The organism is Acidovorax sp. SRB_24 (assembly GCF_012931925.1).
The window spans coordinates 1-15,923 of record NZ_MWOM01000051.1; the positions used below are offsets into that span (position 1 = coordinate 1).

Sequence of the window (15,923 nt, forward strand, 5' to 3'; positions counted from 1 at the left end):
GTCTGCGGTCCATACAGCGAAGCAAAGAAAAGTACCTCGCCCGCCGGGGCGAGACCCGGCCTCTGCCCCCAGCGAAGGGCACATCGTCAATAAACGCAAGGAACCCAAGAAAAGCCGCCCGCCGAGGCGAGATCCGGCCTCCGCCCTCGGCAACAAGCGCACAACTAATCAATCTAATCGGGGTCAGACACCAATTTAAAATTGCGCACATCGTCCTCTCTGGAACTTCCCATGGCCCGCCTGCCCCGTCTGACCCTGCCCGGCTACCCGCACCACATCATCCAGCGCGGCAACAACCGCCAGATGATCTTTGCGGACAAACAGGACTTCGAGACCATGCTCGCGCTCTTGACCGAGAGCGCGCAAAAGTTCGGCGTGGCGGTGCATGCCTATGTGCTGATGGACAACCACTTCCACCTGCTGGCCACACCGTCCACCGCCGAGGCGCTGCCGCTGATGATGCAGGCCGTGGGGCGCAGCTATGTGCGCACTTTCAACCAGCGCCATGGCCGCTCTGGCACGCTGTGGGAAGGGCGCTACCGTTCGACGCTGATCGAGACCGAGCGCTACCTGCTGGCCTGCATGGTCTACCTCGACCTGAACCCGGTGCGCGCCGGCAGGGTGGCGCAGCCGGGTGCCTGGCCCTGGTCCAGCCATGCCCACCACCTGGGCCAGCGCAGCGACAAGCTGGTCACGCCGCATGCGCTGTACTGGGCGCTGGGCAACACGCCCTTTGCGCGCGAGGCCGCTTATGCCGCGCTGGTGCAGGCAAGCATCGGCCATGGCGAGCAGGTGGCGCTGACCGACGCGGCCTTGCGCGGCTGGGCTCTGGGAAGTGCGGATTTTGTCGCGGCCTTGCAAAAAAAATCGCCACGCCGCGTTACCAAAGCCAAGCCAGGGCGGCCGCCTAGCGTGCGAAAAATCATGGTCAAATAGCCTCGCATCCCTTTGTATGTCTTAACTATTTGCTATTGAATTTGATTCGTCCCTAATTTAAATAGATGGGTTAATTAGTTCATTTAATTGGAATCTGACCCCTATTATTTTGCTTGCACCCGTATGTTGCATTGCACTAATCTTGTGTTTCTGTGAACACACAAGAGATGCACACCATGACCACCGCGGCTGAAATTGCGCACCTGACACAACACGGCCTGTATGCGGCCGGGCATGAGCACGATGCCTGCGGGCTGGGCTTTGTGGCCCATATCCAGGGCGAGAAGCGCCACGACATCGTCACGCAGGCGCTGAAGATCCTCGAGAACATCGACCACCGCGGCGCGGTGGGGGCCGACAAGCTGATGGGCGATGGCGCGGGCATTCTGATCCAGATTCCCGACGCGCTCTACCGCGAGGAGATGGCCCGGGCCGGAACGGCCCCGGACGGTTCCGTGGGTGTCACGCTGCCCGCCGCGGGCGAGTACGGCGTCGGCATGATCTTTCTGCCCAAGGAGCACGCTTCGCGTCTGGCCTGCGAGCAGGAGATGGAGCGTGCCATCCGCGCCGAAGGCCAGGTGCTGCTGGGCTGGCGCGATGTGCCGGTGGACAAGGACATGCCGATGTCGCCCACCGTGCGCGCGAAAGAGCCCATCCTGCGCCAGGTGTTCATCGGCCGCGGCAGCGACGTGATCGTGCAGGACGCGCTCGAGCGCAAGCTCTATGTGATCCGCAAGACCGCCAGCGCCGCCATCCAGGCGCTGCGGCTCAAGCACAGCAAAGAGTATTACGTGCCCAGCATGAGCAGCCGCACCGTGATCTACAAAGGCCTGCTGCTGGCCGACCAGGTGGGCAAGTACTACCTCGACCTGCAGGACGTGCGCTGTGTCTCGGCGCTCGGCCTGGTGCACCAGCGCTTCTCGACCAACACCTTCCCCGAGTGGCCGCTGGCCCACCCGTACCGCTACGTGGCGCACAACGGCGAGATCAACACCGTCAAGGGCAACTACAACTGGATGAAGGCGCGCGAGGGCGTGATGGCGTCGCCCGTGCTGGCGGCCGACCTGCAAAAGCTCTACCCGATCAGCTTCGCCGACCAGTCGGACACGGCCACGTTCGACAACTGCCTCGAATTGCTGACCATGGCCGGCTACCCGATCAGCCAGGCCGTGATGATGATGATCCCCGAGCCCTGGGAGCAGCACACGACCATGGACCCGCGCCGGCGCGCGTTCTACGAGTACCACGCCGCCATGCTCGAGCCCTGGGACGGCCCGGCCTCCATCGTCTTCACCGACGGCCGCCAGATCGGCGCCACGCTCGACCGCAACGGCCTGCGGCCGTCCCGCTACTGCGTGACCGACGACGACCTGGTGATCCTCGCGTCCGAGTCGGGCGTGCTGCCCGTGCCCGAGAACCGCATCGTGCGCAAATGGCGCCTGCAGCCGGGCAAGATGCTGCTGATCGACCTGGAGCAGGGCCGCATGATCGACGACGACGAGCTCAAGGCCAACATCGTCAACACCAAGCCCTACAAGCAGTGGATCGAGAACCTGCGCATCAAGCTCGACAGCATCGTGCTGGACGCGCCCGTGCCTGCGCCCGCCCACCCGCTGCCCCTGCTCGACCGCCAGCAGGCCTTTGGCACCACGCAGGAAGACCTCAAGTTCCTGCTCGCGCCCATGGCCAAGAACGGTGAGGAGGGCATCGGCTCCATGGGCAACGACAGCCCGCTGGCCGTGCTCTCGGACAAGAACAAGCCGCTCTACCACTACTTCAAGCAGCTGTTCGCGCAGGTGACGAACCCGCCGATCGACCCGATCCGCGAGGCCATCGTGATGTCGCTCAACAGCTTCATCGGCCCCAAGCCGAACCTGCTCGACATCAACCAGGTCAACCCGCCGATGCGGCTCGAAGTGAGCCAGCCCGTGCTCGATTTCGCCGCCATCGCCAAGCTGCGCGACATTGAAAAACACACGCAGGGCAAGTTCAAGAGCGCCACCATCGACATCACCTACCCGCTGGCCTGGGGCAAGCAGGGCGTGGAAGCCAAGCTCGCCTCGCTGTGCGCGCAGGCGGTGGACGCGATCAAGGGCGGCGCCAACATCCTGATCATCAGCGACCGCGGCATCAGCAGCACCCAGGTGGCCATCCCGGCGCTGCTGGCGCTCTCGGCCATCCACCAGCACCTGGTCGCCAAGGGCCTGCGCACGACGGCCGGCCTGGTGGTCGAGACCGGCACCGCGCGCGAGGTGCACCACTTCGCCGTGCTCGCCGGCTACGGCGCCGAGGCCGTGCACCCCTATTTGGCGCTGGAGACGCTGGCCGACATGCACAAGGAGTTCTCGGGCGACCTGTCGGCCGACAAGGCCATCGGCCACTACACCAAGGCCATCGGCAAGGGCCTGTCGAAGATCATGTCCAAGATGGGCGTGAGCACCTACATGAGCTACTGCGGCGCGCAGCTGTTCGAGGCCATCGGCATCAACAGCGCCACCGTGGCCAAGTACTTCACCGGCACGGCCAGCCGCGTCGAAGGCATTGGCGTGTTCGAGATCGCCGAAGAGGCCATCCGCATGCACAAGGCGGCGTTCGGTGGCGACCCGCTGCTCGCGCACATGCTTGACGCCGGCGGCGAATACGCCTGGCGCGCGCGCGGCGAAGAGCACATGTGGACGCCCGACACCATTGCCAAGCTGCAGCACAGCACGCGCGCCAACAACTGGAATACGTACAAGGAATACGCCCAGCTGGTGAACGACCAGAGCCGCCGCCACATGACGCTGCGCGGCCTGTTCGAGTTCAAGTTCGACCCGGCCCAGGCGATTGCCATCGACGAGGTCGAGCCCGCCAAGGAGATCGTCAAGCGCTTTGCCACCGGCGCCATGTCGCTCGGCTCGATCAGCACCGAAGCCCACGCCACGCTGGCCGTCGCCATGAACCGCATCGGCGGCAAGAGCAACACCGGCGAGGGCGGCGAGGATCCCAAGCGCTACCGCAACGAGCTCAAGGGCATCCCGATCCGCCAGGGCGACAGCTTGAAGAGCGTGATCGGCGCCGAAAACGTCGAGGTCGACCTGCCGCTGCAGGATGGCGACTCGCTGCGCAGCCGCATCAAGCAGGTGGCGTCGGGCCGCTTTGGCGTCACGGCCGAATACCTCTCGTCGGCCGACCAGATCCAGATCAAGATGGCCCAGGGCGCCAAGCCCGGCGAGGGCGGCCAGCTGCCCGGCGGCAAGGTCAGCCACTACATCGGCAAGCTGCGCCACAGCGTGCCCGGCGTGGGCCTGATCTCGCCGCCGCCGCACCACGACATCTATTCGATCGAAGACCTGGCGCAGCTGATCCACGACCTCAAGAACGTGGCGCCGCACGCCAGCATCAGCGTCAAGCTCGTCTCCGAAGTGGGCGTGGGCACGGTCGCCGCCGGCGTCGCCAAGTGCAAGAGCGATCACGTGGTGATCGCGGGTCACGACGGCGGCACGGGCGCCTCGCCCTGGTCGTCGATCAAGCACGCCGGCAGCCCCTGGGAGATCGGCCTGGCCGAGACCCAGCAGACGCTGGTCTTGAACCGCCTGCGCGGGCGCATCCGCGTGCAGGCCGACGGCCAGATGAAGACCGGCCGCGACGTCGCCATCGGGGCGCTGCTCGGCGCCGACGAGTTCGGCTTTGCCACGGCGCCGCTGGTGGTCGAGGGCTGCATCATGATGCGCAAGTGCCACCTCAACACCTGCCCCGTGGGCGTGGCCACGCAGGACCCGGCCTTGCGCGCCAAGTTCTCGGGCAAGCCCGAGCATGTCGTCAACTACTTCTTCTTCGTCGCCGAGGAAGTGCGCCAGATCATGGCGCAGCTGGGCATCCGCAAATTCGACGAGCTGATCGGCCGCACCGACCTGCTCGACATGCGCGCCGGCATCGCACACTGGAAGGCCAGTGGCCTGGACTTTGGCCGCCTGTTTGCCCAGCCACCGGTGGGCGCCGACGTGCCGCGCTACCACGCCGAGGAGCAGGACCACAACCTGGGCCACACGCTCGACCGCAAGCTGATCGAGCGCTGCCGCCCCGCCATCGAGCACGGCGAGCGCGTGCAGATCATGGAGGTGGCGCGCAACGTCAACCGCACCGTGGGCGCCATGCTCTCGGGCGCGGTCACGCGCCAGCACCCCGAGGGCCTGCCCGACGACACGATCCGCATCCAGTTCGAGGGCACGGGCGGGCAGTCGTTTGGCGCGTTCCTCGCGCGCGGCATCACGCTGAGCCTGATCGGCGACGCCAACGACTACACCGGCAAGGGCCTCTCGGGCGGCCGCATCGTGGTGCGCCCGAGCCTCGACTTCCGCGGCGAGGCGGCGCGCAACACCATCGTCGGCAACACCGTGCTGTACGGCGCGACCAGCGGCGAGGCCTTCTTCAGCGGCGTGGCCGGCGAGCGCTTTGCCGTGCGCCTGTCGGGTGCCACGGCGGTGGTCGAGGGCACGGGCGACCACGGCTGCGAGTACATGACCGGCGGCACCGTGGTGGTGCTCGGCAAGACCGGGCGCAACTTTGCCGCCGGCATGAGCGGCGGCGTGGCCTACGTCTACGACGAGGACGGCCAGTTCGACACGCGCTGCAACATGGCCATGGTGGCGCTCGAGCGCATCGTGCCCAGCGACGAGCAGATCGCCATGCACCCGCGCGCCGTCCGCCACCAGGGAAAAACCGACGAGGCCCTGCTCAAGAAGCTGCTGGAAGACCACAACCGCTGGACCGGCAGCAAGCGCGCGCGCGAGCTGCTCGACCACTGGGCCGCCTCGCGCAGCAAGTTCGTCAAGGTCTTCCCGACCGAGTACAAGCGCGCGCTGTCCGAGATGTATGAGCGAAAAGTGCTCGAAGACGCCGCAACGCCTGCGGTTGCAGCTCCTGAAAACGAAGCGGTGGCGGCCAAGTAAGCCGGTTTGCCACACGCCACGCACAGCATTCACTAGGACACGGACATGGGAAAGACCACCGGCTTCATGGAATACGAGCGCATCGAGGAGGGCTACCGGCCCGTGCCCGAGCGCGTCAAGAGCTACAAGGAATTCGTCATCGGCCTCGACGACGCGCAGGCCAAGGTGCAGGCGGCGCGCTGCATGGACTGCGGCACGCCGTTTTGCAACAGTGGCTGCCCGGTCAACAACGTCATTCCGGACTTCAACGATCTGGTCTACCAGAGCGACTGGAAGAGCGCCTTTGCCGTGCTCGACTCGACCAACAACTTCCCCGAGTTCACCGGCCGCATCTGCCCCGCGCCCTGCGAGGCGGCCTGCGTGCTGAACGTGAACGACGATCCCGTTGGCATCAAGAGCATCGAGCACGCCATCATCGACCGCGCCTGGGAGCACGGCTGGGTCACGCCGCAGCCGGCCCGCCACCAGACGGGCAAAACGGTGGCCGTGGTCGGTTCGGGTCCGGCCGGCTTGGCCGCGGCCCAGCAGCTGGCGCGCGCCGGCCACAGCGTGACCGTGTTCGAGAAGAACGACCGCATCGGCGGCCTGCTGCGCTATGGCATTCCCGACTTCAAGATGGAAAAAAGCCACATCGACAAGCGCGTGGCGCAGATGGAGGCCGAGGGCGTGCGGTTCCGCACCGCCGTCTTCGTCGGCGCCGCGCAGGACGGCCTGGGCCAGGGTTCCAAGGTCACCAACTGGGCCAAGGAAACCATCACGCCCGAACAGCTGCAGCAGCAATTTGACGCCGTGCTGCTGGCCGGCGGTGCCGAGCAGTCGCGCGACCTGCCGGTGCCGGGGCGCGACCTCGCTGGCGTGCACTTCGCCATGGAGTTCCTGCCGCAGCAAAACAAGGTCAACGCCGGCGACAAGGTCAAGGGCCAGATTTCAGCGACCGGCAAGCACGTCATCGTGATCGGCGGCGGCGACACCGGCAGCGACTGCGTGGGCACCAGCAACCGCCATGGCGCGGCCAGCGTGACGCAGTTCGAGGTCATGCCGCAGCCGCCAGAAGAGGAAAACCGGCCGCTGACCTGGCCCTACTGGCCGCTCAAGCTGCGCACCAGCTCCAGTCACGAAGAGGGCTGCGCGCGCGCCTTCGCCATCTCCACCAAGGAGTTCACGGGCGAGAAGGGCAAGCTCAAGGGCTTGACCACGGTGCAGGTCGAATTCAAGGAGGGCCGGCTGGTCGAAGTGCCGGGCACCGAACAGCACCACCCCGCCGACCTGGTGCTGCTGGCCATGGGCTTCGTCAGCCCCGTGGCCCCCGTGCTCGACGCCTTTGGCGTCGACAAGGACGCGCGCGGCAATGCCCGCGCCACGGTGGACTTCATCGGCGGCTACGCCACCAACGTGTCCAAGGTGTTCGCCGCAGGCGACATCCGGCGCGGGCAGAGCCTGGTCGTCTGGGCGATTCGCGAGGGCCGCCAGGCCGCGCGCGCGGTCGACGAGTTCCTGATGGGTTTCAGCGACCTGCCGCGTTGACCAGGCCGCGCCCGGCCCCCGCAAATCGCCCGAGGGGCGACAGGAGTGGGCTGCGGGCTGGCCGCCCGCAGCGCGCGAGGGCCCGCCAGGCCGCGCGCGCGGTCGACGAGTTCCTGATGGGTTTCAGCGACCTGCCGCGCTGACACGGCCAGGCGCACTGTCGCTGCGTGAGGGGCTTGATCGCCTGGCGCGCTGAAGTCCTTTCCCGCAGGCGCGTTTTGTGCCGCGCGATTCGGGGTTAACCCGAATATCGGGGACAATGCGGACTTCCTGGGGCCCCCGCGGCAGGGCAGACTGCCCTGTGCGTGCGGCCCTGCGTCCGTTTTTATCCCTGGAAACTCCACCCACCATGAAAAAACTCACTGCTGTTTTGTTGTTGTCCATGGGCGTCCTATTGGCCGCGTGCGGTAAGCAAGAGCCCGCCGCCCAGGCCGCCGCAGAGTCGACCCCGGCCCCCGCCGCCATCACCAAGATCGTGGTCGGCCTGGACGACAACTTTCCGCCCATGGGTTTCCGCGACGAAAAGAACGAGCTGGTCGGTTTTGACGTCGACATGGCCCGCGAGGCCAGCAAGCGCCTGGGCGTGGAGGTCGAATTCAAGCCGATCGACTGGAGCGCCAAGGAAGCCGAACTCAACAGCAAGCGCGTGGACGTGCTCTGGAACGGCCTGACCATCACCGAAGAGCGCAAGAAGAACATCGACTTCACGGCCCCCTACATGGAAAACCACCAGATCGTCGTGGTGGGCGCCAGCTCCGCGGTCAAGACCAAGGCCGATCTGGCCGGCAAGGTCGTCGGCGCGCAGGAAGGCAGCAGCGCTGTCGATGCGGTGAAGAAGGACGATGCCGTGTTCCAGACGTTCAAGGAGTTCAAGACCTTCGGCGACAACGTGACGGCGCTGATGGACCTGGCGACGGGCCGCCTCGACGCCGTGGTGGTCGATGAGGTGGTGGGCCGCTACTACGTGGCCAAGAAACCCGCCGACTACGCCGTGCTCGACGAGCACTTCGGCACCGAAGACTACGGCGTGGGTGTGCGCAAGGACGATACCGACCTGCACAGCAAGCTCGACAAGGCCCTGGTCGACATGAAGGCGGACGGCACCTCGGCCAAGATCGCCACCCAGTGGTTTGGCAAGGACATCATCAAGTAACCTCTGCAGGGCTGAGCACACCGGCTGAGCCGCCCGTCGGCCAGCCGGTGTTTTGCGTTTGCGCCGCCCCGTCCGTGGCGCGGCGCACGGGCGGAACCTGAGGCAATGGGCATGGACTACGCGCTTTCAATGATGGCTCCACTGTGGCAAGGCGCCACGGTGACGCTCAAGCTTTTCTTCATCACGCTGGCGCTGGCCGTGCCGCTGGGCCTGGCGCTGGCGCTGGCGCGCATCTCGCCCTTTCGCTCGCTGAGCCTGCTGGTCAACGGCTACATCTGGCTGATGCGCGGCACGCCGCTGATGCTGCAGATGCTGTTCATCTACTTCGCGCTGCCCTTCGTTCCGGTGATCGGCGTGCGCCTGCCCGACTTTCCGGCCGCCGTGCTGGCGTTTGCGCTCAACTACGCGGCCTACTTCGCCGAAATCTTCCGCGCCGGCATCCAGTCGGTGGACCGCGGCCAGTACGAGGCCGCCAAGGTGCTGGGCATGGGCTACGGCCAGACCATGCGCCGCATCGTGCTGCCGCAGATGGTGCGCCGCATCCTGCCGCCCATGAGCAACGAGACCATCACGCTGGTCAAGGACACCTCGCTGATCTACGTGCTGGCGCTCAACGACCTGCTGCGCGCCGCGCGCGGCATCGTGCAGCGCGACTTCACGACCACGCCGTTCATCGTCGCCGCCGCCTTCTATCTGACCATGACCCTGGTGCTGACCTGGGGCTTCCAGCGCCTGGAGAACCGCTATGCCAAACACGACGCCTGAGCCCATGATCGAGGCGCGCGGCCTCTGCAAGAGCTTCGGCCCCACGCGGGTGCTCAAGAACGTGTCTCTGCGCCTGGACCGCGGCGAGGTCGTGGCCGTGATCGGGCCGTCGGGCTCGGGCAAGAGCACCTTTTTGCGCTGCCTCAACCACCTCGAAACCATCGACAGCGGCTACCTCGCCATCGAGCGCGAGGTGGTGGTCACGACCGACGCCCACGGGCACTGCCGCTACGTGCCCGACGCGCAGGTGCGCCGCATCTGCCGCAAGATGGGCATGGTGTTCCAGCACTTCAACCTGTTTCCGCACCTCACGGTGCTGCAGAACATCATCGAGGCACCGATGGTGGTCAAGGGCCTGTCGGCGGCCGAGATCACGCCCAAGGCCGAGGCCTTGCTCGCCAAGGTCGGCCTGAGCGAGAAGCGCGACAGCTACCCCGCGCGCCTGTCGGGCGGGCAAAAGCAGCGCGTGGCGATCGCGCGCGCGCTGGCCATGGAGCCCGACATCATGCTGTTCGACGAGCCCACGTCAGCGCTCGACCCCGAGCTCACGGGCGAGGTGCTGCGCACGATGCGCCAGCTGGCCGACGAGCGCATGACGATGCTGGTGGTCACGCACGAGATGGGTTTTGCGCGCGAGGTCGCCAACAGCGTGGTCTTCATGGACCAGGGCGAAATCCTCGAGGCGCAGCCCGCCGCCGAATTCTTCGCCCAGCCGCGCCACGAGCGCACGCGCGCCTTCCTGAACCACATGCTTTGAAAAAGATAGCTTCCAGCGCTTTCTGGGTAAGCGTTGGAAGCCGATTTGACCGATATTCCTGCCCGCCGCGCGCGGGCAGGGTTTTTTCAGGCCGGCAGCACGGCCACGGCCGGAATGCTGTCGGGGTCGATGGCCTCGTCGAGCGTGCCGCCGCGGTGGATCGGCTGCGCAGGCTGCGCCAGCAGGGTGCGCACGAAGTTGGGCTGCGCCAGCAGCGCCTGGTGCGTGGCGCCGTTATAGAGCTGCAAGTCCTGCAGGCCGCGCGCGGCAATGCGCGCGTCGACCTCGTCAGCGCCGAGCAGTGCCGGATCGGTGCTGTCCGAGGCCATCGCCATGCACCACAGCGTGCCGTACAGCGGCACGTACTGCAGGTAGGGCCGCACGATGGGGAAGGCCGCGCGCAGCGAGGCGGCGATGCGCGCCATCGAGCCGGGCAGGTGGATCGGCGAGCCCAGGTGCAGCGACAGCACGCCGCCGGGGTTCAGCGCGCGCCGGCAGGCCTGGTAGAACTCCACCGTGTAGAGGTCGAGCGCCGGGCCGAACGGGTCGGTCAGGTCGAGCACGATCTGGTCGAAGCGCTCGCTGCACGACTCGATCAGCGCGCGCGCGTCGCCCAGGCGCAGCTCCAGACGCGGGTCGTCGAAGGCGCCGCGGTGGATGTTGCCGAGCCATTCGCGCGCGAGCTGCACCACGTCGGCGTCGAGCTCGGCCAGCACCACGCGCTCCATGCCCGGGTGCTTGAGCAGCTCCTCGGCCGCGCCGCCGTCGCCGCCGCCGACCACCAGCGCGCTGCGCGGACCCGCATGGGCGATAGCGGGCAGGTGCACCATGGGCTCGTGGTAGAAGAATTCGTCGCGCTCGGACGTCATGAAGCAGCCGTCGATGCGCATCACGCGGCCGAACAGCGCGTTCTCGAACACCTCGATGTGCTGCCACGGTGACTGCTTTTGCGCCAGCAGCTGGGCCTCGCGCAGGTAAAAGCCGAAGTCGGGCGTCAGGCGCTCGGCCACGTAGCGTGGTCCGGCCATGTCAACGCTCCTTTCTTCTGTATGCGTCGTACGCAGACCATGCAACCGGCGCAGCCCATGCCAGCAACCGCCGCGCAAGGGCCGCCCCGCCGCGCTGGCGGTGTCCCCCCTCCGCGCGATAGCGACAGAGAGGGGGGAAGGCGCGAAGCGACTCAGGGGGGTGTTGCTTCATTTCAGGCGCGCTCGACGCGGTGCAGGTGCGGGTCGCTCGGGCTGAAGGCCGCCTGGATATCGTCGAACAGCTTCTGCGCCTTCGGGCGGTTGTTGGTGGAGTAGTTGCACACATACACGTCGAGCGTGACGTAGCCGGCCTCGGGCCAGGTGTGGATCGACAGGTGCGACTCGGCCAGCACGACCACGCCGGTCACGCCGCCGCCTTCGCCAAAGCTGTGGAACAGGCTGCCGACCGACGTCAGGCCGGCGTCGGCCACGCGCGCCTTGCAGAAGGCTTCGAGGTGGGCGGCGTCGAGCATCAGGCGGCTGTCGCACAAGCACCCGTACAGGTCACCGATCAGGTGCAGGCCCGTGGCCTGGCGCGGGACGGCGGCAGTGATGGGCACGACTTGTTGGAAGTTTTTCATGGAATGGTTCCCTTTTGCGAGGTTGGCAAAACCGGTGGGCACGCGGCAGAGGGCCCGTGTCCACCGTCCCGTGCGCCGCTGGCGTGCGCACACAAGGAAGGGAGAAGCGTTGCCGGCCCAATTGCCGCGCCCTCGTTCCGTTGTGCGCTTGTACGCCAAAGCAACGCTGACAGCAGTCCGCTCGGCCGGCCGAGCGGGTCATTTCTGAACCGATCATTATAACTTCCTGCTATTTGCATGGATCTGACACCCGTCCGGCAGCTCAGGGCTTTCCCTATATGATGTAGGTTACGCGCCGCACCTCTTTTTGTGTGCGGCGCTTCTGTCTGCCCCATCCATGTCCTCTTCTTCACCGCCCACCTCTCCCGCGCTGGTCGAGCTGCGCGATGTCCATTTCGGCTATGGCGAGCGGCCGGTGCTGAACGGGCTGTCGCTCACCGTGCCGCGCGGCAAGGTGACGGCCATCATGGGTGCCTCGGGCGGCGGCAAGACCACGGTGCTGCGCCTGATCGGCGGCCAGCAGCGCGCCCAGCGCGGCGAGGTGCTGTTTGATGGCCAGGACGTGGGCCGCATGGACGCTGACGGCCTCTATGCCGCGCGCCGGCGCATGGGCATGCTGTTCCAGTACGGTGCCCTGTTCACCGACATGAGCGTGTTCGAGAACGTGGCGTTTCCGCTGCGCGAGCACACCGACCTGCCCGAGCCGCTGGTGCGCGACATCGTGCTGATGAAGCTGCATGCCGTGGGCCTGCGCGGCGCGCGCGACCTGATGCCGGGCCAGATCTCGGGCGGCATGGGCCGGCGCGTGGCGCTCGCGCGCTCGATCGCGCTCGACCCCGAGCTGATCATGTACGACGAGCCCTTTGCGGGGCTGGACCCGATCTCGCTCGGCACGGCCGCGCAGCTGATCCGCGCGCTCAACGATGCGATGGGCCTCACCACCATCCTGGTGTCGCACGACCTCGAGGCCACGTTCGCGCTGGCCGACCATGTCGTCATTCTGGGGCCGGGCACCATCGCCGCGCAGGGCACGCCCGACGAGGTGCGGCGCAGCCAGGACCCGCTGGTGCACCAGTTCGTCAACGCGCTGCCCACCGGGCCCGTGCCGTTCCACTACCCGGGTCCTGCGGTGGAGCAGGACTTTGGCGCGCTGACCGGGAGCACACCATGAGCTGGTACAAGCCGGCCGACGTGGGCTTTGCCGCGCGCCGCAAGCTCGCCGACATCGGCATGGGCGCGCGACTGCTGGCGCGGCTGCTGCGCCTGCTGCCCGCCGCGCTCCAGCGGCCCGGCTTGGTGCGCGACCAGATCCATTTCCTGGGCAATTATTCGCTGGCCATCATCGGCGTTTCGGGCCTGTTTGTCGGCTTCGTGCTCGGCCTGCAGGGCTACTACACCTTGCAGCGTTATGGCTCGACCGAGGCGCTGGGCCTGCTTGTGGCGCTGTCGCTGGTGCGCGAACTGGGGCCGGTCATCACGGCGCTGCTGTTTGCCGGGCGCGCCGGCACCTCGCTCACGGCCGAGATCGGCCTGATGCGCGCGGGCGAGCAGCTCAGCGCGATGGAGATGATGGCCGTGGACCCGGTGCGCCGCATCCTGGTGCCGCGCTTCTGGGGCGGCGTCATTGCGATGCCGGTGCTGGCCCTGGTGTTCAACGCGGTCGGCGTGCTCGGCGGATGGTTTGTGGCGGTCGTGATGCTCGGCATCGATGCCGGCTCGTTCTGGAGCCAGATGCAGGGCGGTGTGGACGTGTTCAAGGACGTCGGCAACGGCGTCATCAAGAGCCTGGTGTTCGGCTTCACGGTCACTTTCGTCGCCCTGCTGCAGGGCTACACGGCGAAGCCGACGCCCGAGGGCGTGTCGCGGGCGACCACGCGCACCGTGGTGGTGGCGTCGCTGGCGGTACTGGGCCTGGACTTTGTCCTCACGGCCCTCATGTTCAGTCTCTGACGCGGGCCCGGGGCCCGCGGCACAAGGAAAACCAACAATGCAACAGTCCAAAAACGATGTCTGGGTGGGCCTGTTCGTCATGCTCGGCGCGGTGGCGCTGGTGTTTCTGGCATTGCAGGCGGCCAATTTGCTCAGCCTCAACTTCCAGTCCGGCTACCGGGTCACGGCGCGCTTTGACAACATCGGCGGCCTCAAGCCCAAGGCGGCGGTGCGCAGCGCCGGCGTGGTGGTCGGGCGCGTCGAGTCGATCACCTTTGACGACAAGACTTACCAGGCCAGCGTGACGCTGGCGCTGGAAAACCGCTACGCTTTTCCCAAGGACAGCTCACTCAAGATCCTGACCAGCGGCCTGCTGGGCGAGCAGTACATCGGCATCGAGGCCGGTGCCGACGAGCATCACCTGGCCAACGGCGACCGGGTGGTGGCGACGCAGTCGGCCGTGGTGTTGGAAAATCTCATCAGCCAGTTCCTCTACAGCAAGGCGGCGGACGGCGCGACGCCGTCCGCGGGCAGCAACAAATGACCACCTCTTCCCGCGCAGGACATCCCTGCCATCCCACCCCTGCCGGCGCCGCCCGCGCGCCCGCGCCCCTGCGCGCCTGGGCCGTGGGCACGCTGGTGCTGGCGCTGGCCGGCTGCGCCACGGGCCCGCGCAACGACCCGCTGGAGCCCTACAACCGGGGCATGGCGCAGTTCAACCAGGCGGTCGATAATGCGGTGCTCAAGCCCGTGGCCCAGGCCTACACGGACCTCACGCCCGCCGTGGCGCGCACCGGGGTGAGCAACTTCTTTGCCAACCTCGGCGATGCCTGGTCGTTCGTCAACAACGTGCTGCAGCTGCGCGCAGAAGCCGCCCTCAACAGCCTGGTGCGCTTCAACGTCAACACCGTGTTCGGTATCGGCGGCCTGTTCGATGTGGCCAGTGAAATGGGCATCGACCGCGCCAAGCAGGACTTTGGCCTCACGCTGGCGCGCTGGGGCGTGCCCACGGGGCCCTATTTGGTGCTGCCCATCCTGGGGCCTTCGACCGTGCGCGACACGCTCGCGCTGCCGGTGGACTGGCAGGGCAACCTGCTCGGCCAGGTGACCCCGGTGTCGGCGCGCAACAGCCTGTATGGCCTGCGCGCGGTCGACACGCGCGCGAGCCTGCTGCGCGCCGGCGAGGTGCTCGATGCCGCGGCGCTCGACAAGTACAGCTTCACGCGCGATGTCTACCTGCGCCTGCGCGAACAGCGCAGCGAGCCGCCCGGTCCGGGGCAATATGATGAAAACGATGACAACAGCGGCATGCTGCCGCCCGAGCCCGACCACTGAGCGCCGCAGCCGCTGACGCTGCAACGAAAGGAATGAAATGAACCGACGTTTTCTGGGCCGCATGGCCGCCAGCCTCGGTGCCGCTGTGTTGCTGGCGCTGTCCCTGTCTTCGCACGCCGCGGACGAGGCGCCCGACGCGCTGATCCAGCGCCTGTCGAACCAGGTGCTCGACACCTTGCGCACCGACAAGTCGCTGCAGTCCGGCGATGTGCAGAAGGTCATTGCCCTCGTGGACAGCACCGTCATGCCCTATGTGAACTTCCGGCGCATGACGGCCGCGGCCGTGGGGCCGGGCTGGCGCCAGGCCACGCCGGCGCAGCAGCAGCGCCTGCAGGACGAGTTCAAGATCCTGCTGGTGCGCACCTATGCCGGCGCGCTGTCGCAGTTCAACGACCAGACCGTCACCGTCAAGCCGCTGCGCGCCGCGCCCGAGGACAAGGATGTGCTGGTGCGCACCGAGGTGCGCGGCGGCCGCGGCGACCCGGTGCAGCTCGATTACCGCCTTGAAAAGGCGGGCGCGGGCTGGAAGATCTACAACCTCAACGTGCTCGGCGTGTGGCTGGTGGAAACCTACCGCAGCCAGTTTGCGCAGGAAATCAACGCCCGCGGCGTCGACGGGCTGATCCAGAGCCTGTCCGAGCGCAACAAGAGCAACGCCAAGGGCTGAGCCGCGATGGCTGCCTTGCTCGTGCTTCCTTCCGAACTGACGCAGCGCCAGGCGCGCGGCGCGCTGGGCATGCTGCTGCAGGGCATGCGCGGGCGCACCGACGCCCAGCTGGTGGTCGACGCGAGCGCCCTGCAGGTCTTCGACAGCTCGGCGCTGGCCGTGCTGCTCGAATGCCGGCGCGAGGCCCTGGCGGCGCGCCAGGCCTTTGCCATCAAGGGCCTGCCGCCCGCGCTGGCCCGCATGGCGGCGCTGTACGGCGTGGCGCCCCTGCTGCCCAGCGCGGCATGAGCCTGACCCCCGTGGGCAATGCCCCCAGG

14 protein-coding genes are annotated in these 15,923 nt (G+C 67.1%); 12 read left to right on the forward strand and 2 right to left on the reverse strand.

Annotated features, from left to right (window positions below):
- Positions 1 to 231: 231 nt before the first annotated feature.
- The 6 genes from B2J89_RS15595 (at position 232) to B2J89_RS15620 (ending at position 10,066) form a co-directional block, all read left to right on the forward strand.
- A complete protein-coding gene (locus B2J89_RS15595) occupies positions 232 to 936 on the forward strand; it encodes a transposase (RefSeq protein WP_169169962.1) in 705 nt (234 codons plus the stop codon).
- 176 nt (positions 937 to 1,112) lie between these two features.
- Positions 1,113 to 5,867, forward strand: a complete 4,755-nt coding sequence (locus B2J89_RS15600) for a glutamate synthase-related protein (RefSeq protein WP_169169963.1) — start codon at positions 1,113 to 1,115, stop codon at positions 5,865 to 5,867.
- A gap of 45 nt (positions 5,868 to 5,912) precedes the next feature.
- The gene (locus B2J89_RS15605; protein WP_169169964.1) at positions 5,913 to 7,391 is read left to right on the forward strand and encodes a glutamate synthase subunit beta; all 1,479 of its coding nucleotides are present in this window, start codon (positions 5,913 to 5,915) and stop codon (positions 7,389 to 7,391) included.
- Positions 7,392 to 7,740: 349 nt separating this feature from the next.
- Positions 7,741 to 8,544: an amino acid ABC transporter substrate-binding protein gene (locus B2J89_RS15610; protein ID WP_169169965.1), complete on the forward strand. Its 804-nt coding sequence runs from the start codon at positions 7,741 to 7,743 to the stop codon at positions 8,542 to 8,544.
- A 111-nt stretch (positions 8,545 to 8,655) separates the two neighbouring features.
- Positions 8,656 to 9,309: an amino acid ABC transporter permease gene (locus tag B2J89_RS15615; RefSeq protein ID WP_169169966.1), complete on the forward strand. Its 654-nt coding sequence runs from the start codon at positions 8,656 to 8,658 to the stop codon at positions 9,307 to 9,309.
- The gene (locus tag B2J89_RS15620; RefSeq protein WP_169169967.1) at positions 9,290 to 10,066 is read left to right on the forward strand and encodes an amino acid ABC transporter ATP-binding protein; all 777 of its coding nucleotides are present in this window, start codon (positions 9,290 to 9,292) and stop codon (positions 10,064 to 10,066) included. Before B2J89_RS15615 ends, B2J89_RS15620 begins: the two co-directional genes overlap by 20 nt.
- A gap of 86 nt (positions 10,067 to 10,152) precedes the next feature.
- On the opposite strand, the gene speE is transcribed toward B2J89_RS15620, so the two are convergent.
- Both speE and speD read right to left on the reverse strand, forming a co-directional pair.
- Positions 10,153 to 11,094, reverse strand: a complete 942-nt coding sequence (gene speE, locus B2J89_RS15625; protein WP_169169968.1) for a polyamine aminopropyltransferase — start codon at positions 11,092 to 11,094, stop codon at positions 10,153 to 10,155.
- 173 nt (positions 11,095 to 11,267) lie between these two features.
- The gene (speD, locus tag B2J89_RS15630; RefSeq protein ID WP_169169969.1) at positions 11,268 to 11,675 is read right to left on the reverse strand and encodes an adenosylmethionine decarboxylase; all 408 of its coding nucleotides are present in this window, start codon (positions 11,673 to 11,675) and stop codon (positions 11,268 to 11,270) included.
- A 337-nt stretch (positions 11,676 to 12,012) separates the two neighbouring features.
- Between speD and B2J89_RS15635 the strand changes: the two genes are divergently transcribed.
- The 6 genes from B2J89_RS15635 to B2J89_RS15660 are packed head-to-tail and all read left to right on the forward strand — an operon-like array spanning position 12,013 to position 15,894.
- Positions 12,013 to 12,846, forward strand: a complete 834-nt coding sequence (locus B2J89_RS15635) for an ABC transporter ATP-binding protein (RefSeq protein ID WP_169169970.1) — start codon at positions 12,013 to 12,015, stop codon at positions 12,844 to 12,846.
- A complete protein-coding gene (gene mlaE, locus B2J89_RS15640; protein ID WP_169169971.1) occupies positions 12,843 to 13,625 on the forward strand; it encodes a lipid asymmetry maintenance ABC transporter permease subunit MlaE in 783 nt (260 codons plus the stop codon). The genes B2J89_RS15635 and mlaE overlap by 4 nt, the downstream gene beginning before the upstream one ends.
- A 37-nt stretch (positions 13,626 to 13,662) precedes the next feature.
- A complete protein-coding gene (gene mlaD, locus B2J89_RS15645) occupies positions 13,663 to 14,148 on the forward strand; it encodes an outer membrane lipid asymmetry maintenance protein MlaD (protein WP_169169972.1) in 486 nt (161 codons plus the stop codon).
- The gene (locus B2J89_RS15650) at positions 14,145 to 14,939 is read left to right on the forward strand and encodes a VacJ family lipoprotein (protein WP_169169973.1); all 795 of its coding nucleotides are present in this window, start codon (positions 14,145 to 14,147) and stop codon (positions 14,937 to 14,939) included. The genes mlaD and B2J89_RS15650 overlap by 4 nt, the downstream gene beginning before the upstream one ends.
- A gap of 37 nt (positions 14,940 to 14,976) precedes the next feature.
- Positions 14,977 to 15,606, forward strand: coding sequence for a phospholipid-binding protein MlaC (locus B2J89_RS15655; RefSeq protein WP_169169974.1), 630 nt, complete (start codon positions 14,977 to 14,979; stop codon positions 15,604 to 15,606).
- Positions 15,607 to 15,621: 15 nt separating this feature from the next.
- Positions 15,622 to 15,894, forward strand: a complete 273-nt coding sequence (locus B2J89_RS15660; RefSeq protein WP_169169993.1) for a lipid asymmetry maintenance protein MlaB — start codon at positions 15,622 to 15,624, stop codon at positions 15,892 to 15,894.
- The last annotated feature ends 29 nt before the right edge of the window (positions 15,895 to 15,923 follow it).